The following is a 23222-nucleotide window of genomic DNA, read 5'->3' as shown; positions in this document are numbered from 1 at the left end:
GAGAACGGAATGAAGGTTTCCAAAGTCGTAACACGGCGGAGAATGCTGTGGACATTGCTGGGACTGGCAGTGTTATTCGGTTCGCTGGTCGTGCGTCTTGCGTATGTGCAATTATCTCAAGGCGAGGAACTGACTGCGAAGGTAGAAGATTCCTTGCGCCGCAATATTCCTTTTACCGCTAAACGTGGTGAAATTATGGATCGTGAAGGTGTGCCGCTCGTTTCTAATATCACCACACCTACAGTGTATGCAGTACCGGTGCAGGTAAAAGAGAAGCAAAAGACAGCACAGCAATTAGCTCCACTGCTTGGGATGACTGAGGAGAAGCTGATGACATTGCTGTCCAAAAAAGAAATGTCGGTGAAACTTCAGCCCGGCGGCCGCAAAATTACGATGGATCTTGCCGCGAGCATCCGTGATTTGCAGCTGCCGGGCATCGTTGTCGCTGAGGATAGCAAAAGGTATTACCCTTACGGCGATTTAGCCGCGCATATTCTAGGCTTCACAGGTATAGATAACCAGGGGATTACAGGAGTAGAGAGTATATATGACAATCTGCTCAAAGGTATAGCCGGCAATATTTCTTATTTGTCTGATGCGGGCGGAAGACTTATGCCTGGCTCATCTGAGAAATATTCTGCCCCTCAAGACGGACTTAATCTGGAGCTGACGATTGATAAACAGATCCAGTCCATTATGGAACGTGAGCTTGATCAGGCTATGGTAAAATATCAGGCGCAGGGTGCTTGGGCTATAGCTATGAATCCGAAGAATGGTGAGATACTAGCCATGGCTAGCAGACCGGGGTATGAACCAGCATCATACAAGGAATATGATGCGCAGATTTACAACCGGAATCTGCCTATCTGGATGACCTATGAACCTGGTTCAACGTTCAAAATCATCACTCTGGCTGCTGCGCTGCAGGAAGGTAAAGTAGATCTTCAGAACGATCATTTCTATGATCCGGGGTTTATCGAGGTGGCGGGGGCAAAGCTGCGCTGCTGGAAAAAGGGCGGTCACGGTAGTCAAACCTTTCTACAGGTAGTTGAGAACTCTTGTAACCCTGGGTTTGTCGCCTTAGGGCAACGGCTGGGAAAAGAATCACTTTTCAAATATATCCGTGATTTTGGTTTTGGCAGCAAAACGGGAATTGATCTGAATGGGGAAGCTAATGGTATTCTGTTCAAGCTTAATCAAGTAGGTCCGGTAGAGCTTTCGACTACAGCCTTTGGTCAAGGGGTTTCGGTTACGCCTATTCAGCAGATTGCTGCGGTATCCGCGGCTATCAACGGCGGTAATCTCTATAAACCTCATGTAACAAAAGCATGGGTTAACCCGGTTACTGGAGAGACTGTATCAGAGGTGAAGCCAGAGCTTGTGCGGCAGGTCATTTCGGAGGAAACATCCAAGAAGGTGCGGGCAGCACTTGAGAGCGTGGTTGCCAAAGGCACAGGACGGCCGGCTTTTATTGACGGCTATCGTGTAGGTGGCAAGACGGGTACTGCACAGAAGGTTGTAAATGGACGTTATTCTCCAACAGAGCACATTGTTTCTTTTATTGGCTTTGCGCCAGCGGATGATCCTCAGATCGTTGTGTACACTGCCGTGGATAATCCGAAAGGGATTCAATTTGGGGGTGTGGTTGCAGCTCCAATCGTGCAAAATATTTTGGAAGACTCGCTGCACTATATGAAGATTCCGGAGCGCAGTGATCAGCTTCCCAAAACTTATAAGTATGGCGAAACTCCGATAGTGACCGTACCTGATCTTACCGGAGCAACGGTGCAGGATATCTATGAGGATTTAAATATGAATTTTAATCTTGCACGTTCAGGCACAGGAAATACGGTCATCAATCAAGCTCCTAAGGCTGGGGCCAGAGTAGAACAGGGCTCAACCATCAGGATTTATATGGGAGCATCTAGTGAATAATGATTAAGGTATAAGGTTTCAGCTCGTATCCGAAAATGTAGAGTGAGGGATTACTATGAAAGTTAACGAATTATCTGCTTGTCTTGCTACTTCGCAACTATACGGGGATGGAGATGTGGAGATTACTGATCTTCAGACGGATTCCCGCCGTGTAGGCCCGGGAGATCTATTCATTTGTTTGCCTGGCCACACCGTGGACGGGCACAAATATGCGCCGCAAGCAGTAGCCTCCGGAGCGGCGGCTATTGTATGTGAGCACAAGCTGGAGCTTGATATCCCGCAGATTGTTGTAGATGACTGCCGGTTTGCGATGTCTGTCATGTCGAATGCTTTCTTTGGCTCACCTAGCAGCCGGATGAGAATGATCGGAGTGACGGGCACAAACGGCAAAACAACAACGACTTATCTCATTGAGCGGATTATGCAGGATCAGAATATGAAGACAGGTCTGATTGGAACGATTCAAATGCGCTATGACGGCAAAAGCTACCCTATGTCAGGCACAACTCCAGAATCGCTAGATCTGCAGCGTTCCCTTCATGATATGGCTTCCAAAGGTGTGGAATGTTGCGTAATGGAAGTATCCTCTCACGCACTTCAGCAAGGACGTGTGAAGGGTGCGGACTTCCGTACGGCAATTTTTACGAACTTAACCCAAGATCATCTGGATTATCATCATACAATGGAGGAGTATCGGGCGGTTAAAGGGCTCTTTTTCTCCAGATTGGGAAATGTGATCTCTCCGTGGAAGGAAGAACGCAAATATGCGGTGTTGAACGCGGATGATGAAGCCAGTCAATATTTTGCAGCCCAAACTGCGGCGGAAGTGATTACATATGGCATTGATAACAACGCTAATGTCCGAGCTTCGCAAATATCGATCACCGCAAAAGGAACTTTTTTCCATGTGGATACGTTTAAGGGGAAGACGGACATTTCACTCCGTATGGTTGGTAAGTTCAATGTCTACAATGCACTCGCGGCGATTACAGCTGCTTTATTGGAAGATGTCTCTCTGGCTGATATCAAGACTAGTCTTGAGGCAATCGATGGTGTAGCTGGACGGGTGGAGTCAGTGGACGAAGGTCAGGAATTTGCTGTTATCGTTGACTACGCACATACACCAGACGGGCTAGAGAATGTATTAAAAACGGTCTGCGAATTTGCTACCGGCAAAGTGCTTACAGTGTTTGGCTGTGGCGGTGACAGAGACCGGACGAAACGTCCATTAATGGGGAAGATCGCTGCACGATATAGCGACATGGTATTCGTAACTTCTGACAACCCCCGGACGGAGGACCCTCAACTAATCTTGAAGGATATAGAAGCAGGACTAGTAGAGGATGGAGTCACCTCTGACCGGTATCATATGATTGTTGATCGCCGAGAAGCTATCGGGAAGGCTATTGAAATGGCAAGCCCTGGCGATGTAGTATTGATTGCGGGGAAAGGTCATGAGACCTATCAACTGATTGGCGGAGTGGTTCATGATTTCGATGACCGCATCGTCGCTAAAGAAGTTATAAGGGGCCGAAACTATTGATTACAAGAACGCTTGAAAATATTGCTGCCATGTGCGCAGGGGAACCTGCTGCTGTCGAAGCTATGAATACAACCCTTACGGGAGTCGTTACCGACTCCCGTAAGATCACACCCGGCTGCCTGTTTGTGCCTCTATCTGGAGACAAATTCGATGGTCACCACTATGCTGCCGCAGCACTGGCTGCTGGTGCGGGTGCAACCTTGTGGCAACGCGATAAAGGACCGGTACCTGAAGGTGGCGGAGTTATTATTGTTGAAGATACACTAGAGGCTCTTCAGAAGTTGTCCGCTGCTTATCTGAAGGAAGTGGCTCCACAGGTTGTCGCTGTTACGGGCAGCAACGGGAAAACAACAACAAAAGATATCATTATGTCTCTGCTTGAAGTGCAGTTCAAAGTGCATAAGACAGCAGGGAATTTCAATAATCATATCGGTCTTCCGCTTACTATTTTATCCATGGCTGAGGATACAGAGATCGCTGTACTTGAAATGGGGATGAGCTCGCGGGGAGAAATTGCTCTGCTGGCTTCTTTGGCTGAACCAGACGTAGCGGTAATTACTAATGTAGGCGAGTCGCATTTACTGCAGCTGGGGTCACGTAAAGAAATAGCCCGCGCCAAGCTGGAGATTGCTGAAGGGCTGAAGCCGGGGGGATTGCTGATTTATAATGGTGACGAACCGCTGCTGACTGAGGTAATGCAAGAGTCCACTTTTAAGGCTCCAGAAGGGATGAGAATCTTCCGATTTGGTCTAAATGAGGATAATGATGATTATCCAACAGGGATGATGTCCCATACTGGTGGCATGACGTTCACGTCAAGCCGTCATAAGGAACATGCTTTTACATTACCGCTGCCAGGTCAGCATAACGTTGTTAACGCTCTGGCTGCACTAGCGGTTGCTCGTCATTTTGGGGTTACGGAGCAGAATATGAAGGACGGTCTCAGCAGGCTCAAGTTGACGGGCATGCGGATTGAAGTGATTCGGACTTCCTCCGGACTTACGCTTTTAAACGATGCTTATAATGCCAGCCCTACTTCTATGAAGGCGGCTATAGATGTCCTGCAATCTATGAAATGCAGTGGCAATAAAATCGCTGTGCTCGGGGACATGCTGGAACTTGGGCCGGAGGAAGTAGAATTTCATCAAGAAATAGGCTACTACCTTGACCCTTCATTAACTGATTTTGTATGTACTTACGGACCATTATCCGTTCATATTGCCAAAGCAGCAGAAGAGAAATTCGGCAAAGAGCGCGTAAAAGCTTTTACAGATAAAGCGGAACTAACCGCTGTCCTTCTAGAGAAATGCAGTGCTAAGGATATTGTTCTATTTAAAGGATCAAGAGGGATGAAGCTCGAGGAAGTGCTTCAGAGCCTAAATAAAGATATTCAACAGACCTAAATCATTGGAGGGGGTGTACCCATGGATTATCAACTATTGTTATTGACTATTGCTGTTTCCTTTATCCTTGCGGTCATTGCCGCTCCGCTCTTCATTCCGCTTCTGCGCAGGATGAAATTCGGACAGCAGGTGCGAGATGACGGACCGCAAACCCATTTGAAGAAAGCGGGAACGCCGACTATGGGCGGTATCGTGATTATCGTAGCTTTTACCTTGTCTTATCTGAAATTTTCTGTGGTGAATACAGATTTTTACGTACTGCTCGTAGCTACGCTTGGTTTTGGATTGATCGGGTTTTTGGATGACTATATCAAAATTGTATTTAAGCGTTCCTTAGGGCTCACAGCACGTCAAAAGTTATTTGGACAGCTGCTGGTTGGTGCTCTGATGTGCGGTCTTCTGATTTATGCCGGACACAGTACAAGTATCAGCGTACCAGGTACTGATTTCAGCTTTGATTGGGGTGGCTGGTTCTATTATCCATTCATCATTATTATGATGATGGCAGTGACGAATGCCGTTAACTTTACAGATGGAGTCGATGGACTGTTGTCCGGGGTTAGCGCCATTGCTTTGGCCGCATACGCGGTGGTGGCAATGCAGGCTACGTCTATTGCGGCAGGTGTATGTGCTGCGGCAATGATTGGTGCTGTACTTGGCTTTCTTGTGTTTAATGCCCACCCTGCTAAAGTATTTATGGGGGATACGGGTTCGTTTGGTATTGGTGGCGCGATAGGTGCTATTGCTATTGTCACGAAGAGTGAGCTGCTGTTTCTCATCATTGGCGGTGTTTTTGTAATTGAAATGTTGTCCGTTGTGATTCAAGTCGTTTCATTTAAAACCCGTGGCAAACGTGTATTCAGAATGAGCCCGATTCACCATCATTTTGAGCTTGGTGGCTGGTCGGAGTGGCGTGTGGTAATTTCGTTCTGGGCGGTTAGCTTGGTGTTGGCTGCTGTGGGACTATTTATTAGCAAGGGGTTGTAGAGAATGAAACATCCAGATAAGTATCGTGGTGAAGAAGTTGTGGTTCTTGGGCTTGCTAAAAGCGGTGTCCAGGTGGCTAAAGTGCTGCATGAACGCGGCGCTGTAGTTACGGTGAACGATAAAAAGGAAAGAGATCAAAGTCCCGAAGCTTCCGAATTGGAATCTTTGGGAATTTGTGTTATATGCGGTGGGCATCCGGAAGGTCTTATTCATGAAGGTGTAAGTCTGGTAATCAAGAATCCAGGCATTCCTTATTCTGCGCCTCCTGTACAAAAGGCAATTGAGCTTGGAATTGAAGTGGTCACAGAGGTAGAGGTGGCATATCGACTTTGTGCAGCGCCGATGATCGGGATCACGGGTTCCAATGGTAAGACGACAACGACGACCTGGGTAGGCCATATGCTGGAAGCTGCGGGAATGAACCCTATAATTGCGGGCAATATTGGTACGCCTCTCTGTCAGGCTGCACAAGAGGCTACCGAGGATAACTGGATGGTAGTTGAGCTTAGCAGCTTTCAACTTAAAGGTACGGAGACCTTCCGCCCTAAGATAGGCTGTCTGCTGAATATTGCAGAGACCCATCTGGATTATCATGGAAGCATGAAAGATTATGTGGATTCCAAAACCAAGCTGTTCGCTAATCAATTAGCTACGGATACAGCAGTGCTGAACTGGGATGATCCTGTCTGCCGGGAACTTGTACCCTATATGAAGGCTTCTATTCTTCCATTCTCCTTGTTTGAGGAGCTGCCTCATGGAGTATTTGTTAGCCCGTCCTACATTACGGGGCAAGATGATGAGCTGAAGCGCCACATTATCTATCGCGAATCTGCGGACAAGGAAACGATAATCGCGGATGTGGATTCCATCGCCCTTCCGGGTCGCTTTAATGTGGGGAATGCGCTGGCTGCCTGTGGAATTGCTATTGCCGCTGGAGCGGACCCCTCTCTATTAAGCGGAGTGCTTTCTTCTTTTCGCGGTGTGGAGCACCGCCTGGAGTATGTAGCTGATAAGGCTGGAGCCGCTTATTATAACAATTCCAAAGCAACGAACTCCAAAGCGACAATTACGGCTTTGACATCGTTTCAGCGGCCGGTGGTATTGATCGCTGGCGGATTAGACCGCGGCTCCGATTATATGGAGCTGCTGCCTGTCCTGAGCGGACGCGTCAAAGCTTTGGTGGCGTTAGGACAAACCAAGGACAAGCTAATAAATGTAGCACAGCTGGCAGGATTAAAGCAGATTATCTCCGTCGATAATGGGGAGAGCGCCGCCGCCGTGCTGCAAGCAGCTGTGCGGGAAGCTTCCGCTCTGGCGGAAGAAGGAGATATCGTTCTCCTGTCTCCTGCATGTGCTAGTTGGGATATGTTTACATCCTATGAAGAGCGCGGGTGTATTTTTAAAGAGGCGGTGCATAACCTTTAAGTAGGGGGGTGGATAAGCCCCTACTACGGATGCAAGAGGTGTGCTCCTGATGAACAAAACTCGTCATGCTCCCGATATTTGGTTGCTGATTCCCATTCTTTCTCTGCTGGTGATCGGCATGGTGATGGTATACAGCGCCGGATCTGTTTTAGGCTTCCGCAATTATGGAGATTCGTTTTACTTTGTAAAGAGGCAGCTTTTGTTTGCAGGACTGGGACTTGTTGCAATGTTTGTTACAGCGAATACAGACTACAAAGTGTTAAAAAAGCTGGCTAAGCCGGCACTGATTGTCTGCTTTATCCTGCTCGTTATGGTGCTTATTCCCGGCATTGGTGTAGTTCGCGGGGGAGCGCGCAGCTGGCTCGGAATCAGCTCCTTCGGGATTCAGCCCTCCGAGTTCATGAAGATGGGGATGATTCTATTTCTGGCGAATTGGCTGGGAAAAGAAGAGTATGATATCACCTCCTTCACTCGTGGCTTACTTCCCCCGTTAGCGCTTATCGGGTCAGCTTTTGCACTGATTATGCTCCAGCCGGATCTGGGTACAGGTACCGTTATGTTTGGCGCAGCCTTGATGATGGTCTTTACAGCTGGGGCAAGAATGAAACATCTACTCTCACTAGGAGTAGCTGGGGTGGCTGGTTTTGTTGCTTTGGTTGCCGCAGCACCTTACCGGTTGCAGCGGATCACCGCTTTTCTTGATCCTTGGTCCGATCCCCTCGGTGCAGGCTACCAGATTATTCAGTCGCTATACGCGATTGGGCCTGGAGGGCTCGGGGGTCTCGGACTTGGAATGAGCCGGCAGAAGTACAGTTATGTACCTGAGCCGCAGACCGATTTTATTTTTTCTATATTGGCCGAGGAACTGGGGTTTATCGGTGGTTTGGCAGTGTTGATCCTGTTTCTTATTCTAATCTGGCGCGGAATGAAGGTGGCGATGAGTCTGCCTGACCGTTTTGGAAGCTATTTGGCCGTTGGCATCGTCTGTATGGTGGCTGTGCAAGTCATTATTAATATTGGTGTGGTCATTGGTCTGATGCCTGTAACAGGCATTACGCTTCCTCTGATTAGCTATGGAGGTTCTTCGCTTACACTGATGTTAACCTCCCTGGGCATTCTATTGAACTTATCCCGTTATGCGAGGTGAAAGACATGCGTATCGTATTAAGCGGCGGAGGCACGGGTGGTCATATCTATCCCGCAGTCGCTGTTGCTAGACAACTGGAATCAGAAGATAGTGAATCTACCTTCCTGTATATTGGTGGAACGCGTGGCTTAGAGAGCAAGCTTGTTCCCCAAGAGAATATCCCTTTCAAATCTATCGACATCACTGGCTTTCGGCGCAAGCTGTCCATGGACAACGTCAAGACGGTGATGCGTTTTTTAAAGGGCGTTAAGGCTTCCAAAGAAATGTTAAGAGAGTTTAAGCCTGATGTTGTAATTGGTACAGGCGGTTATGTATGTGGTCCAGTCGTTTACGCTGCATCCCGGCTGGGCATCCCAACCTTGATCCATGAGCAAAATGCTATCCCTGGTTTAACAAATCGTTTTCTAAGTCGTTACGCGAGTACAGTGGCCGTAAGCTTTGAAGGGACAGAATCTGCTTTTCCGGGGAGCAAGCACGTAATCTACACAGGTAATCCTCGGGCAACGACCGTTACTACGGCTAGTCCACAACGGGGGTTTGCCTCGCTGGGCATTCCGGATAACAGCACGGTTGTTTTGGTTGTTGGCGGCAGTCAAGGGGCTAAGGCTATTAATAAAGCCATGATTGAAATGGCCCCATTTGTGGGTAAGGGTAATGGTGTTCATTATGTTTACGTTACAGGTGAGCCTTATTTTGAGGATACCCGTGCTGAATTGCGTCAGAAGCTGGGTAGCACACCGAACTGGCTGCATGTCCTGCCTTATGTTCACAATATGCCGGAGGTCTTGGCTTGTACCTCCTTAATCGTAAATCGGGCGGGGGCATCCTTTCTCGCTGAGATTACAGCGCTGGGTATTCCTTCTGTACTTATCCCTTCCCCTAATGTGACGAATAATCACCAAGAGGCGAATGCAAGACAGCTGGAACGCGAAGGGGCCGCTGTGGTGCTGCTTGAGAAGGATTTGAATGGTAAGGCGCTTTATGAAGCTGTGCAAGCAATCATTGGAACTGAAGCTGTACGCCAAAAAATGTCCGAGGCTTCCAAACGACTGGGCAAAAGGGATTCTGCTGCCATTGTCACTAACGAACTCCGAAGACTAGCCGGTAAACAGTCTTAAGCCATTAACCTTTGAGAGGTTTTTCCTTATTGGCAGCTCTCTGTCACACACTTGGAGGAACGAACATAGGATAATCCTATAATCGTGACAATCACCCAGGACACTTCCTAACCTGAAAGGTAGTGCAGGATAATCTTGTACATTTCATATGACCTTGTATCGGAAGTGTTTGTGGTGGGTGAGCGGTAATCTCGGAGGTGATACATTGGACAAATTGGTGATTGAGGGTGGAAGTCCCCTGTCAGGCACCATTCGTATCCATGGAGCAAAAAATGCGGCGCTGCCGATTCTAGCGGCAAGCCTGCTGGCCGAAGGAGTTCACTCACTGCATAATGTGCCGAAGCTGCTGGACATCGAGACTATGCTAGACATCTTGGATCGGCTGGGCTGCAGGTGCGTGCATCAAGAGGATACGGTGACGATAGATACGTCAGCCGTGGGGACATCTCATGTACCTGAGGATTTGATGCGGCAGATGAGATCTTCCATTTTTTTAATGGGACCGCTGTTATCCAGATTTGGTGAGGTAACGATCTATCAGCCTGGTGGCTGTGCGATCGGGGAGCGTAAAATCGATCTTCATTTGCAGGGTCTTAAAGCACTGGGGGCGGAGATCGAGGAAAGCAACGGACGAATATCCTGTCGGGGCTCAAAGCTTGTAGGGAGTGATATTCATCTCGACTATCCAAGTGTTGGAGCCACGGAGAATATTATGATGGCTGCCGCCAAGGCAGAGGGGACAACGACGATATCGGGAGCAGCAAGAGAGCCGGAAATACAGGATCTACAGCAATTTTTGAATAGTATGGGTGCTCAGATTATCGGTGCAGGCACGGATACCATTACGATCCAGGGTGTCAAAAACTTATATCCCTGTACGTACGAGGTAATCCCAGACCGGATAGTGGCTGGAACTGTAATGATTGCTGCGGCAGCTACACGTGGGAATGTGACCTTGACACATACGAACGCCGGGCATCTGACTTCGCTTATTCATGTGCTTAAGCGGGCTGGTGTTCAAATCACAGTATGCAATGATATAATTAATGTCAGCTGCATGGGGCGTCCGCGTGCGGTTGAGAGAATTGTAACCTCTCCTTATCCTTCTTTCCCGACGGATCTGCAATCTCAGGTCATGGTGCTGCTGTCGCTCGCCGATGGTTTTAGTGTGATCAAGGAGACGGTGTTTGAGGGACGGTTCAAACATGTGGAAGAAATGGCCCGGATGGGTGCTGACATTTCTATCGATTTGAATCGTGCGTTTATTCGCGGCGTTCAGAGATTGTATGGTGCTACTGTGGAAGCTACTGATTTGCGGGCGGGTGCAGCTCTGGTCATTGCCGGGCTTGCTGCACAAGGGACTACGGTCGTTGAGCAAGCGCATCACATTGACCGTGGTTATGATGGAATAGAGAAGCTGTTTCAGAAGCTTGGCGCGCGTATAAGCCGTAAGGTGCCTGTAACGGATCCACTTGATTTGGCCAATTAAAGCTCCCTGTCTCCTTCCAGCTCTCCCAGAGAAGGAGACAGGGCCTTATTACGGAGAATATGAGAATGACTACAACCCGATTACCTCTTCTTAAAGAGGACAAGCCTAAGAAAAAAATGAGCCGTAAGATTACGGCGATCCTGCTGCTGCTGTTCACTGCGCTTCTTGCTGTGATTTTTTTTAGATCGTCTATTAGCCATATTACAGTGATAGATTTTCAAGGTAGTAAGTATTCTACTAGTGAAGAGTTACTCTCACAAAGTGGAATTAAAATAGGTGGGCAATTCTTTGCTGTATCAACGAAAGATGTGGAAGAATCTCTGCTGAAGCTTAAGACGATTAAAGACGTCAGCGTGCAGAAGGATTTCCCCGGGGTGATCACAGTGAAGATTGAGGAGTTTCCAGCGGTAGCCTATGAACTGGAACAGGGAGGCCTCTTGAAGGCAATTCTGTCCAGTGGAGCTGCAGTCCCTGTTAATGAGACAGGAATTGCCGTTGAGAAACCCATATTAACGAACTGGGACCCGGAAGATCCGAATAAGGCTAAGCTTTGTCAAGCATTAGCAAGCATTCCTAATGAATTGACAAGTGATATCTCTGAGATTGTTCCCTCGCCGACCTTGTCTTTTCCAGACCGGATCAAGCTCTATACTAGATCCCGTTTTGAGGTGATTACAGCCATCTCATTGCTAAAGAGCAAGGTGTCCTATTTGAATCAGATTATAGAGACTGAACAGCCTGGACTGATTAAAATGCTAGAAGCCGATTCATATGTTCCCTTTCAGGTTGTAAGCGATGAAGAAGATGTTGCGCAAGAGTAGTGTGGAGGTAAATAGTCCCTACTAATAGAGTTAAAAAAATGCTACAATCGGAGTTACGGGCAATAAGCTATATCCCTCTTTTTTCTTCGATTTTTTTGAGATATAGTACTATATTTGGTTGAAATGACCAATTAGGCCGATATTTCTTGTGATAATTGCTATTTTTACAATAACATATGAGTAACTATTCACATTTGGGGATGTTGGAATATTATTCCGTTCAAAAAATTTGTAGAAAAAAGAGGGAAAGGATTAGGTATGTTGAATATGTACAGAGAAGTTTCCCGGGACCGGGATAAGGTAATGCAATTAATTATGATTATAACAGGAGGTGCCATAGGACTTGAGCAACAATGACATCATTGTTAGTTTGGACATCGGTACATCCAAAGTTCGGGCAATAATTGGGGAAGTTACCAATGGAACCTTTAATATTATTGGCGTTGGATCTGCCGATTCGGAAGGAATACGTAAAGGCGCGATTGTAGATATCGACCAAACTGTGCAATCGATCAAAAGTGCTATAGATCATGCAGAGCAGATGGTGGGTATTCAAATATCAGAGGTTTATGTAGGCATTTCCGGTAATCATATTGGCCTGCAATCCAGCCACGGTGTTGTGGCCGTTCAGAATGAGGATCGTGAAATCGGCGATGATGATATCGATCGCGTAATTAAAGCTGCGGAAGTCATTGCTATGCCTCCGGAGCGTGAAGTGATTGATGTTGTTCCCAAACAATTTATCGTCGATGGTCTTGAAGGAATTCAAGACCCGCGCGGAATGATTGGTGTTCGTCTGGAAGTTGAGGCAACAATCATTACGGGTGCTAAGACGCCAATACATAATCTACTACGCTGTGTTGAGAAATCAGGGCTGAAGGTAAAGGATCTTGTGCTGATGTCTCTTGGAGCTGGTGGATTGGCGCTGTCCAAGGACGAGAAATCGATGGGATCTGTTCTGGTTGATATCGGTGCGGGCTCAACAACAATAGCCATATACGAAGAGGGTTCTCTTAGTGCAACCTCCACGATTCCGATCGGAGGAGAATTCGTAACCAATGATATTGCCTACGGACTTCGGACACTTACTGATCAAGCGGAGAAGGTAAAACTTAAATATGGTTGTGCTTGGATTGACGATGCAGCCTCAGACGTTGTCTTCAAGGTATTGCGCATTGGCAGTAACGTGGAGAAGGAATTTAACCAAGAGGATCTGGCGGCCATTATCGAGCCAAGGGTGCAAGAAATATTCCACCTGATTCGTCAAGAAGTTAAACGGCTTGGTTACAGTGAACTGCCTGGAGGTTATATACTAACAGGTGGGACTGTCTCGATGCCGGGTGTATTGAAGGCTGCTCAGACTGAGCTGGCTGCATCTGTACGCATCGCCGTGCCGGATTATATCGGTGTACGGGACCCTGGGTTTACCGGCGGTGTCGGTATTCTGCATAATGTTGTCCGTAGTTTCCGTGGAAGAAACAGTGGTGGAAGCAGCAACAAAAAGACGGTCAACCGGAGCAAGCAGAACGCCACTCCGAGTCAGGAAACTGTTCAGAAGCCCGGATTTGTGGAGCGTCTAAAAAATATGTTTAGCGAGTTTATATAAGTGTAAGTCCAGATATACTTGGACCGGCCATCCAAGCACATTGAGGGGGAGATGGAACAATATGTTAGAATTTGATTTTGAAATGGAGAGCTTGGCGCAAATAAAAGTCATCGGCGTGGGCGGCGGAGGTAGTAATGCTGTCAACCGGATGATTGAAAACGGCGTTCAGGGTGTAGAATTTATTACGGTTAATACAGACGCCCAAGCGTTGCATATGGCCAAATCGGAGCACAAGCTGCAGATTGGGGACAAGCTGACCCGCGGTTTGGGTGCAGGCGCCAACCCTGAAGTCGGTAAGAAAGCAGCGGAGGAATCCCGTGATCTGATTTCGAATACCCTTAAAGGTGCAGATATGGTATTTGTTACTGCAGGAATGGGTGGCGGTACAGGTACAGGTGCGGCGCCAGTTATAGCTGAAATTGCTAGAGAGTGTGGAGCCCTGACTGTGGGTGTAGTGACTCGCCCGTTCACATTTGAAGGAAGAAAACGTTATAACCAGGCAATGCTTGGAATCGAAGCTTTGAAAGAAAAAGTCGACACACTAATCGTCATTCCAAATGACCGTTTGCTTGAAATTGTTGATAAGAAAACACCGATGTTGGAAGCTTTCCGTGAAGCAGATAATGTTCTCCGGCAGGCTGTTCAAGGTATCTCTGACCTAATTAAGGTTCCTGGTCTGATTAACCTTGACTTTGCGGATGTAAAGACGATCATGACAGAGCGCGGTTCAGCGCTTATGGGTATTGGTATTGCAAATGGTGAGAACCGTGCGTCTGAAGCAGCACGTAAAGCCATCATGAGCCCACTCTTGGAAACGTCTATTGAAGGCGCCCGCGGCGTAATCATGAACATTACGGGAGGATCTAACCTCTCTCTATACGAAGTCAATGAAGCGGCTGAGATTGTTACATCCGCCTCTGATCCTGAAGTGAATATGATCTTTGGTGCGATAATTGATGAAGGCCTGAAGGATGATATCAAAGTAACAGTAATTGCTACTGGCTTTGAACATAAACCATCGCCTGAAGCTCCAGGACGCCGTCCGGTCTCGACGAATAACGAGCCAGCGGCAGCACCGGATAAGAACGCTGCTAATCTGCGTCCGTTCGGGAATCAGAACACGTCAGATCAGTTAGATATTCCGACGTTCCTGCGTAACCGTAATCGTGGCAACAATGACTAATTAAATATTTTTATTAAGAGATATGAAGCACCGTATTCCCCAGCTAATAGAGCTAGGGCAATGCGGTGCTTTTTTTTATGTGAAATGCTGTTCAGTAGGAATAAAACCCTCCCGCGCTATAACTCGACAAAAAAACCTTAAGAATGCCCCCCAAGTTTAGACAGACTTTGAATGCGAGACTTTTTATACTAATCATATCGTCCAAAAAAACAGAGCCTGATCTATTTTGGCTACAGGATAGATTCCGCCATAGTAAGCAGGTGAATGCACTGGTTGTTTATATTGACTTGATATTCGCCGCCAATCTAGTGATCGACGGAATTCTTTTGTGGCTGACAGGCTGGATGGTCAAGCTGAGGATATCATGGTGGCGCTTAGTCCTCTCAGCTCTGGTTGGTGCGCTGTATGTGGTGATGATGTTTGTGCCGGAGTTGTCTTTCATGTATACCTTCCTCATTAAGTTTGGATTGTCGGTGGTTATGCTATGGATTGCCTTTGGTTTTGGGAGTCTGCAAAGCTACCTTCGCACTATGGGAGCTTTTTATATTATCAATTTCGCAGCGGCTGGTGGGATTGTAGGTATTCACTATTTGCTGCAGAGCTCCGGTGATATTTGGAATGGTATTATGTTCACTGCTTCAGGAGGGCATGCTTACCGCCTAAAGATTGGCTTTTGGTTTGTAATTGCAGTATTTCCCCTGGTGTTAATCTGCTTCAAGGCAGTGCACTCCTCACGAATCAGAAGGGAGCAGCTTGAAACCTATATCGGTGAGGTGGTAGTAGAAATTGATGGAGTGACTGTTTCCTGTCCCGGCCTGCTAGACACAGGTAACCGGCTTTGTGATCCTTTGACCCGCATACCGGTGATGGTTATGGAATCTTCGCTCTGGGAGGGACATCTGCCTGAAACATGGAAAGGTAGACTCACTCAGGACGGAGCGGACAAACTTTTACTAGAAACGGACGGGCAGTCGTTTGCTTGGCAGGACAGGATGCGACTGGTGCCTTACAGGGGAGTTAACCGGGGGGCATCATTTATGCTCGCACTGAAGCCTGATCAGGTGACGATAAAGCTTGGTGAAGATATCTTTTATTGTAAAAGAGTCTTGATTGGGCTGGATGGTGGGACATTGTCGGGGGATGGAGCCTATCGGGCTGTAATACATCCTGATTTGACTCAAAAAGAGAGCGCTACTGTTGCAGCACTGCCTTCCTAATCTTTAAAGCTAGCTAAACCAAACTTCTGATGGCTGAAAGCGGGATTTGAAAGCTTCACACGCGAACCGTGCACTTCTTGGAGGAGGAACAAATAATGGTCAAATGGAAAATTGCTCTGCAGCTGCAATATTACCGCATGCTGTTTCTACTAGGGCTGAAGAGTCAGGAAATCTATTATATTGGCGGGAGTGAGGCACTTCCTCCACCGCTGACACGGGAAGAAGAAGAATATCTGCTTCAGCGGCTGTCTAGCGGCGATGCAGCTGTTCGTGCGATGTTGATTGAGCGCAATCTTCGCTTGGTAGTATATATCGCTCGTAAATTTGAGAATACCGGCATCAATATCGAGGATCTGGTTTCGATTGGCGCTATTGGCTTAATTAAGGCTGTGAACACTTTTGATCCTGAGAAAAAAATAAAACTGGCTACTTATGCATCCCGCTGCATAGAGAATGAAATCTTGATGTATCTGCGGCGGAACAGCAAGACACGGAGTGAGGTTTCTTTTGATGAGCCGCTTAATATTGATTGGGATGGCAATGAATTATTGCTTTCTGACGTATTAGGAACGGAAAATGATACCATTTATCGGAACATAGAAGAACAGGTTGATCGCAAGCTGCTGCAAAAGGCACTGGAAAAGCTGAGTGATCGAGAAAGACTCATTATGGAGCTGAGATTTGGCCTGCGCGGAGGCGAAGAAAAGACACAAAAAGATGTGGCTGATCTGCTTGGCATCTCCCAATCTTATATTTCGCGGCTGGAGAAAAGAATTATCAAGCGGCTGCGCAAGGAGTTTAACAAGATGGTGTAAGGTGAAATTAGCAAGGAATAAAATGGCGAGCCCGGGAGATAATGTACAGTAATGTTTCTCCTTGGGAGGTAAATCATCATGACCCGTAATAAAGTCGAGATTTGCGGTGTGGATACTGCTAAGCTGCCTGTTCTAACGAATGTGGAAATGCGGCAACTGTTCACTTCGCTGCAGCAGCAGGGCGAGCGATCCGCCAGAGAGAAATTGGTAAACGGTAATCTTAGACTTGTTCTAAGCGTTATCCAGAGGTTCAATAATAGGGGAGAATTTGTTGACGATTTGTTCCAGGTGGGTTGCATCGGTCTGATGAAAGCCATCGATAATTTCGATTTATCACAAAACGTTAAATTCTCCACATATGCAGTTCCGATGATTATCGGTGAGATTCGGCGTTACCTGCGTGATAACAACCCGATTCGGGTATCACGTTCTCTCAGAGATATCGCCTACAAGGCGCTCCAGGTACGTGATAGTCTGACCAATCAGAACTCACGGGAACCGACGATATTCGAAATATCAGAAGCGCTGGGTGTGCCGAAGGAAGATGTTGTTTTTGCTCTTGATGCCATTCAGGATCCAGTGTCCTTATTCGAGCCGATCTATCATGACGGCGGCGATCCTATTTATGTAATGGACCAGATTAGCGACGATAAGAATAAGGATGTGTCGTGGATCGAAGAAATTGCATTACGTGAAGCGATGCGTAAGTTAGGACAAAGGGAGAAACGAATTTTATCCATGCGGTTTTTCGAAGGGAAAACACAGATGGAGGTCGCAGATGAGATTGGCATTTCACAGGCACAGGTCTCACGTCTGGAGAAATCTGCGATTCAGCAAATGCAAAAACACGTGAAATCTTAGAGCAGTAGCCATGAGGAGATATTCCAGAATCCGGGTTAAGGATTTTGGGTTGTCTCCTCTTTTTAATGCATGTTGACAAGCTTCCGGATCATATATTGGACTATAGGTCGGATTGTACAGGGGTGGTGAGATGAACGAGGATTATCAAGGGTCTGCCAAAAAAATGAAAATCTCTGATTTTCAGACGAAGGATGTTATCAACATTGTAGATGGCAAGCGGTTGGGGCAGATTAGTGATCTGGAGCTTGATTTGCGCCGTGGTGTCATTGATGCCATCGTTATACCCGGATACACTCGGTTTATGGGATTGTTCGGAGGCGGGACAGATCTGATTATTCCATGGCGGAATATAGTCAAGATCGGGTCCGATGTTGTGCTCGTGAAGATTGAAGAGTCGCGGATGTCTCCGGGACAGGAAGAGCGTGAAACGATGTATCTGGAACGGGGAGATCGCAGCGAACGGCGCACTTATTAATTAGGTGCGTTTTTTGTTTTTTTATTTAAGAATTTAGGGGATCTGGCTTAACCGTCACTTTGTACGGGTATTTACATGTGGTACACTAAGGCGGAGGTGAGGAAATGGAACCGTTTGTGCAGGGGAATGAAATGCTTATGCTGCTCCATCTGGAGCCTTGGCGAGTGGAGCATAACGAAATTACAGCGGGGTTTACTGGTAGACAGGGAGGGGCTAGCAAGGCGCCCTATGACAGCCTGAATTGTGCGTTTCACGTTGGGGATGCTCCTGAAGATGTCCTGAGCAATCGGAGAGCGCTTGCCGAAGCTCTTGATTTCAAGCCGGAAGCATGGACCTGTGGAGAACAAACTCATGGGGCAGAGATAGCTGTAGTAAGGGAAGTAGACCGTGGGCGGGGACAACAGGACAGAGCATCGGCATTTCAAGCTACGGATGGTCTGCTGACGGATGTGCCTGGGGTTTTGTTGACTTCTTTTTATGCGGATTGTGTGCCCCTTTATTTTTATGATCCCGTGCGTAGAGTCGTCGGTCTTGCGCATGCAGGCTGGAAAGGAACGGTGGCTCAGATTGCCGCAGCCATGGTGAGTAAGCTGCAAACGGTATACGGCAGCCATCCACATGATATTGTGGCAGCGATCGGTCCATCCATTGGCGACTGCTGTTATGAGGTGGATGATTATGTGATGGAGCATGTTCGGCAGCTGGAGGGCAGCTTGAATGAGGGGATAGAAACTTTCGATGCTGTGGAGCTTTACAGAGCCTCAGAGACTGATCAGAGTAAATACTTGCTAAACTTGAAAGAAATGAATCGACGCATTATGATAAAAGCAGGAATATTGCCGACTCATATCGAATGTACAACATGGTGTACAAGCTGTAATCGTGATTTGTTTTTTTCTTATCGCAAAGAAAACGGTATTACAGGCAGAATGACGAGCTGGATCGGAATAAAGGAGAGTTGAAAGTTGTCTTTAACACTGCAGGAGAGAATTGCTGAGGTAGAGGAACGTGTAGCACGTGCCTGCGCGGCAAGCGGCCGGGATCGTAATGACGTCAAGGTAATTGCAGTGACGAAATATGTTTCTCTGGAAATGGTATCCTCCGTATTGGAGGCAGGCCTAGAGCATGTTGCTGAGAGTCGCTGGCAGGATGCTGAGCACAAATGGAAGGTTTTAGGGGACAAAGGGACATGGCATTTTATCGGGCATTTGCAAACCAATAAGGTTAAAGACGTTATTGGCAAATTTCAATATATACACTCTTTGGACCGGATGTCTCTGGCGCAAGAATTACACAAAAAGGCGCTTGCTGCTGATCAGGAAGTGAATGTGTTTCTTCAAGTGAATATCTCTGGCGAAGATACGAAGTTTGGTCTGTCACCTGAGGCAGTACCTGGATTTTTACGTGAAATCGCTAGTTTGGACCGCGTTAAGGTAATTGGACTTATGACGATGGCACCTTTAGAAGGTGATCCAGAGCTTACCCGTCCTGTATTTCGCGGACTTCGTGAGCTGCGCGATGAGCTTAATCAACTTGCTTTGACACCTGAGCCGATTACGGAGCTGTCCATGGGAATGTCGAATGATTTTGAAGTGGCGATACAGGAAGGAGCCACCTGGGTACGCCTGGGTACGGTGTTAGTAGGCCATTAGGAGGGATCGTGATGAGCGTTATGAACCGATTTATGAGTTTTTTGGGCTTGCAGGAGGAAGAGGAAGTTGTGGAGCGGGAGCAAATCCACGAAGAGGATGAGTATGAGCCGGCCCCTGTAGAAACCCGCAAAAATCAGAGGGGCAACGTTGTCAGTATCCATTCGCAAAAAAATGTCAAGGTTGTATTATATGAACCACGTTCATATGATGAGGCACAGGAGATTGCTGATCATCTCCGTTCGCATCGGACGGTAGTAATTAACCTGCAGCGTGTTCGCAATGATCAAGCAATGAGAATTATTGATTTTCTCAGCGGAACTGTTTATGCCCTTGGGGGAGGAATCTCTAAAATTGGGGGCAATATATTTATGTGCACTCCAGATACTGTTGAAATTCAAGGCTCCATTACAGAAATCCTAGGTGACGATCAAGACTATAACAGAATGAGGTGAATGGGCTTTGCTTCAAATTGATTACATTATCGATATTTTGTTTAACATTTATTTTTACATGATTATTTTCTATGTGCTAATGTCCTGGTTACCCAACGTTCGTGATAACTTCATTGGAGAACTGCTAAGCAAACTCGTAGAGCCGTATTTAACACCTTTCAGACGGTTTATTCCACCGCTCTTCGGTACACTTGATATCTCTCCAATTATTGCATTACTTGTCTTGGAATTCGCTGCAGGCGGACTTAAATCTATCCTGCATTTGATTTTTTAGGCAATTGTGATGAAGAACGAAGTTTACGGGCATTTTCATCCCGATGAACGTCAATTTGTGGACAAGGCCTTCGAATGGGTTACCAACGCTGGAGAATATCATGAGACTAAATTAACTGAATTTCTCGATCCCCGCCAAGGTTTTATTCTGCAAACTTTAGTTAACCGCCATCCTGATGTGATTGTTAAATGGGAAGGTGGACATGCTGAGGCAGAGCGGAAGCGAGCGCTTGTCGCTCCTGATTATCGTGACCTGGATCAGGAAGACATGGAGCTGAAGGTGCTTGCAATAACCTCAGGGGAGCAGAAGTTTCTGGCTCTGGAGCATGGGGACTACATGGGTTCTATTCTGGGGCTGGGCGTTAAACGAGGCAAAATCGGTGATATTCATGTTCTGGACGATGGTTGTCATGTTGTAGTCGCTGCTGATATTGCAGATTATTTAGCTATGAATTTAACTGGAGTGCACCGGATACAGGTAAGTACGGAAGTATTACCCCTTTCCGCCTTGCGTAATAGTGAGGTTAAGCTGGAATTGATGGATTTGACTGTAGCATCCCTGCGATTGGATGGCATTGCCGCAGATGTAACACGGCTTAGCCGAAGCAAAATTCTTGCTCCCATCAAGGCTGGACGTGTTCGGGTAAACTGGAAAGTGGAGGAAGACCCATCCTGCGGTCTTAAGGATGGTGACATGGTATCTATTCAAGGCTTTGGTCGCTTCAAGGTTCTAGAGGTCGGCAGTTTGACGAAAAAGGGCCGATACCGTGTTCAGATTGGTAAATTTGTGTGAATCCCTTGCAGGAATACGGTCTTACTTGTCGAAATTGATTATTTCGAGGGAATCAAACATTTTTTAAGCTGGACGCCGATACTTTTAAGAAGAGGCGGACCATGAATGGCAGGCGGAACACAGGAACACCTTCTGCCTTTACTTGAAGTACAGTCTTTCTTCTTTGTCTGCCGCTTAGTTGCGATTTAGAGATAAAGAAGGTCCGAAATTTCTAGGAGGTGCACAGCATGCCATTAACACCGCTCGATATACATAACAAGGAGTTTTCTCGGAGACTTCGCGGTTATGATGAGGACGAGGTCAACGAATTTCTGGATCAAGTGATCAAGGATTACGAAAGCGTCATCCGTGAGAACAAGGAACTGCAGAATCAGCTTTTGTCTATTCAAGAGCGTCTGGATCATTTTGTGAATATTGAAGAAAGTTTATCGAAGACGATCTTAGTCGCTCAGGAAGCGGCGGATGATGTGAAGAACAACTCCAAGAAGGAATCCCAGCTCATTATCAAGGAAGCGGAGAAAAACGCCGATCGGATTATTAACGAAGCGTTATCCAAATCCCGTAAGGTTGCTATTGAGACTGAAGAATTGCGCAAGCAAGCTTCGATCTATCGCACTCGTTTCCGGACATTAGTGGAAGCTCAGCTGGAGCTGTTATCACAGGATGACTGGAATGCCTTAGAGAGTCGTGAGGCGAGCGAGAATGTAGCTTTCAAGGATGATGTTCTTCATCGCATCTAAAGGTTTCAGACGATAATTGGCTAAATAGAGGGAGTTATTCCCTCTATTTTTATTTTCCGATAAAATAGACCATAATAAAGTGAATCCATGTGCAAGTACGCTCATAATAGCTAGATTGGGCGAATGGTTGTTGACATTTAGATTCAAAAAGTCTATAAATAGAACATATCTGTATAATGTTTATATGTATTCGATGACGGGACAAGTACGACAAGGTAACGTTCTCCAGAGAGTCGGCGATTGCTGCGAGCCGATTGTTCGAACCCTGCCGGAAGATCTTCCCCTAGAAGTTAAGCTGAAGCGTTGATCGTGCGTAAGCCTAACCGTCTGCCGGACGTTACACCGGACCTGTGCACAAGATTTACGCGCAGGACTGAGATTGTGCTGAATACACTCCCCTTAAGGATGTGCTCATGCGCAGAATTAGGGTGGTATCGCGAGCGTCGTCTCGCCCCTTTGGGGGTGGGATGACGCTTATTTTGTTGTTCCGGGGCGGCCATCCCCCTAAATCCCCCTTTCTAAGGGGGACCCCAAGGGCTGCTGCCCTCTGGACACCCGCAAAGTAAAGCCTCGTGCAAACTAGGTACGGTGGTGGAAACGAACGGATTCATGTGGCTGAAGGAGCGGCCCTTCTTAGGCTCCCCTGGCGGGTTCGCCTGCGGGGCCTTTACGGCAAGAGCGGTGAGCGACCAGCTGCGCAAGGTCGCGTATGGCGCCCCGAGCGATTGCTGCCCTGCGGGATTGCGGCTCGGGAGCCAGGGCAAGAGCGGTGAGCGACCAGCTGCGCAAGGTCGCGTATGGCGCCCCGAGCGATTGCTGCCCTGCGGGATCGCAACTCGGGAGCCAGGGCAAGAGCGGTGAGCGACCAGCTGCGCAAGGTCGCCCATTGGCGCCCCGAGCGATTGCTGCCCTTCGGGATCGCGGCTCGGGAGCCAGGGCAAGAGCGGTGAGCGACCAGCTGCGCAAGGTCGCGTATGGCGCCCCGAGCAATTGCTGCCCTAACGGGATCGCGGCTCGGGAGCCAGGGCAAGAGCGGTGAGCGCCCAGCTGCGCAAGGTCCGCGTATGGCGCCCCGAGCGATTGCTGCCCTACGGGATCGCGGCTCGGGTGCCAGGGCAAGAGCGGTGCGCCCAGCTGCGCAAGGTCGCGTATGGCGCCCCGAGCGATTGCTGCCCTGCGGGATCGCGGCTCGGGAGCCAGGGCAAGAGCGGTGCGCGACCAGCTGCGCAAGGTCGCGTATGGCGCCCCGAGCGATTGCTGCCCTGCGGGATCGCAGCTCGGGAGCCC

General features: G+C 47.7%; 21 protein-coding genes and 1 other annotated feature. All 21 genes read left to right on the top strand.

Features of this window, described 5'->3' with window-relative positions:
* Positions 1-9: 9 nt before the first annotated feature.
* On the top strand, positions 10-1935 hold the full coding sequence (locus MHH89_RS14975; RefSeq protein WP_076136530.1) for a stage V sporulation protein D: 1926 nt from the start codon (positions 10-12) through the stop codon (positions 1933-1935).
* Positions 1936-1990: 55 nt separating this feature from the next.
* Positions 1991-3478 carry a UDP-N-acetylmuramoyl-L-alanyl-D-glutamate--2,6-diaminopimelate ligase gene (locus MHH89_RS14970; protein WP_038572864.1) on the top strand — a complete coding sequence of 496 codons (1488 nt, stop codon included), beginning with the start codon at positions 1991-1993 and terminating at the stop codon, positions 3476-3478.
* The gene (locus MHH89_RS14965) at positions 3475-4881 is read left to right on the top strand and encodes a UDP-N-acetylmuramoyl-tripeptide--D-alanyl-D-alanine ligase (protein ID WP_341087474.1); all 1407 of its coding nucleotides are present in this window, start codon (positions 3475-3477) and stop codon (positions 4879-4881) included. The genes MHH89_RS14970 and MHH89_RS14965 overlap by 4 nt, the downstream gene beginning before the upstream one ends.
* A 21-nt stretch (positions 4882-4902) precedes the next feature.
* Positions 4903-5868 carry a phospho-N-acetylmuramoyl-pentapeptide-transferase gene (gene mraY / locus MHH89_RS14960; RefSeq protein WP_036683653.1) on the top strand — a complete coding sequence of 322 codons (966 nt, stop codon included), beginning with the start codon at positions 4903-4905 and terminating at the stop codon, positions 5866-5868.
* Positions 5869-5871: 3 nt separating this feature from the next.
* Positions 5872-7293 carry a UDP-N-acetylmuramoyl-L-alanine--D-glutamate ligase gene (murD, locus tag MHH89_RS14955; RefSeq protein ID WP_340033516.1) on the top strand — a complete coding sequence of 474 codons (1422 nt, stop codon included), beginning with the start codon at positions 5872-5874 and terminating at the stop codon, positions 7291-7293.
* Between the two features lie 49 nt (positions 7294-7342).
* A complete protein-coding gene (gene spoVE, locus MHH89_RS14950; protein ID WP_036683647.1) occupies positions 7343-8440 on the top strand; it encodes a stage V sporulation protein E in 1098 nt (365 codons plus the stop codon).
* Positions 8441-8445: 5 nt separating this feature from the next.
* Positions 8446-9558, top strand: a complete 1113-nt coding sequence (gene murG / locus MHH89_RS14945; protein WP_076136524.1) for an undecaprenyldiphospho-muramoylpentapeptide beta-N-acetylglucosaminyltransferase — start codon at positions 8446-8448, stop codon at positions 9556-9558.
* Between the two features lie 205 nt (positions 9559-9763).
* Complete coding sequence (gene murA, locus MHH89_RS14940; RefSeq protein ID WP_036683642.1) at positions 9764-11047, top strand: UDP-N-acetylglucosamine 1-carboxyvinyltransferase; 1284 nt, start codon at positions 9764-9766, stop codon at positions 11045-11047.
* Positions 11048-11112: 65 nt separating this feature from the next.
* Complete coding sequence (locus MHH89_RS14935) at positions 11113-11868, top strand: cell division protein FtsQ/DivIB (RefSeq protein WP_076192056.1); 756 nt, start codon at positions 11113-11115, stop codon at positions 11866-11868.
* Between the two features lie 343 nt (positions 11869-12211).
* Positions 12212-13474: a cell division protein FtsA gene (gene ftsA / locus MHH89_RS14930; RefSeq protein WP_076136520.1), complete on the top strand. Its 1263-nt coding sequence runs from the start codon at positions 12212-12214 to the stop codon at positions 13472-13474.
* Between the two features lie 61 nt (positions 13475-13535).
* Positions 13536-14657 carry a cell division protein FtsZ gene (ftsZ, locus tag MHH89_RS14925; protein WP_076129065.1) on the top strand — a complete coding sequence of 374 codons (1122 nt, stop codon included), beginning with the start codon at positions 13536-13538 and terminating at the stop codon, positions 14655-14657.
* A gap of 269 nt (positions 14658-14926) precedes the next feature.
* Positions 14927-15874 carry a sigma-E processing peptidase SpoIIGA gene (spoIIGA, locus tag MHH89_RS14920; RefSeq protein WP_076129086.1) on the top strand — a complete coding sequence of 316 codons (948 nt, stop codon included), beginning with the start codon at positions 14927-14929 and terminating at the stop codon, positions 15872-15874.
* Between the two features lie 92 nt (positions 15875-15966).
* A complete protein-coding gene (gene sigE / locus MHH89_RS14915; RefSeq protein WP_036683937.1) occupies positions 15967-16689 on the top strand; it encodes an RNA polymerase sporulation sigma factor SigE in 723 nt (240 codons plus the stop codon).
* Between the two features lie 78 nt (positions 16690-16767).
* Positions 16768-17550, top strand: coding sequence for an RNA polymerase sporulation sigma factor SigG (gene sigG / locus MHH89_RS14910; RefSeq protein WP_036683631.1), 783 nt, complete (start codon positions 16768-16770; stop codon positions 17548-17550).
* Positions 17551-17680: 130 nt separating this feature from the next.
* A complete protein-coding gene (locus MHH89_RS14905) occupies positions 17681-18025 on the top strand; it encodes a YlmC/YmxH family sporulation protein (RefSeq protein ID WP_036683628.1) in 345 nt (114 codons plus the stop codon).
* Between the two features lie 104 nt (positions 18026-18129).
* A complete protein-coding gene (gene pgeF / locus MHH89_RS14900; RefSeq protein ID WP_076310179.1) occupies positions 18130-18987 on the top strand; it encodes a peptidoglycan editing factor PgeF in 858 nt (285 codons plus the stop codon).
* A 3-nt stretch (positions 18988-18990) separates the two neighbouring features.
* The gene (locus MHH89_RS14895; RefSeq protein WP_036683622.1) at positions 18991-19677 is read left to right on the top strand and encodes a YggS family pyridoxal phosphate-dependent enzyme; all 687 of its coding nucleotides are present in this window, start codon (positions 18991-18993) and stop codon (positions 19675-19677) included.
* Positions 19678-19688: 11 nt separating this feature from the next.
* Positions 19689-20129 (top strand): cell division protein SepF, encoded by a 441-nt coding sequence (locus MHH89_RS14890; RefSeq protein ID WP_036683619.1) that lies wholly within the window; start codon positions 19689-19691, stop codon positions 20127-20129.
* A 7-nt stretch (positions 20130-20136) separates the two neighbouring features.
* Positions 20137-20403: a YggT family protein gene (locus MHH89_RS14885; protein WP_036683616.1), complete on the top strand. Its 267-nt coding sequence runs from the start codon at positions 20137-20139 to the stop codon at positions 20401-20403.
* 9 nt (positions 20404-20412) lie between these two features.
* Positions 20413-21195, top strand: coding sequence for a YlmH family RNA-binding protein (locus MHH89_RS14880; RefSeq protein ID WP_036683613.1), 783 nt, complete (start codon positions 20413-20415; stop codon positions 21193-21195).
* 227 nt (positions 21196-21422) lie between these two features.
* A complete protein-coding gene (locus tag MHH89_RS14875) occupies positions 21423-21935 on the top strand; it encodes a DivIVA domain-containing protein (protein ID WP_051491297.1) in 513 nt (170 codons plus the stop codon).
* Positions 21936-22119: 184 nt separating this feature from the next.
* Positions 22120-22394, top strand: a binding site (T-box leader).
* Positions 22395-23222 lie beyond the last annotated feature (828 nt).

This window comes from Paenibacillus sp. FSL H7-0323 (assembly GCF_038002725.1).
Lineage (GTDB): Bacteria > Bacillota > Bacilli > Paenibacillales > Paenibacillaceae > Paenibacillus_AQ > Paenibacillus_AQ odorifer.
This window is presented reverse-complemented; position numbering and strand designations above follow the sequence as displayed.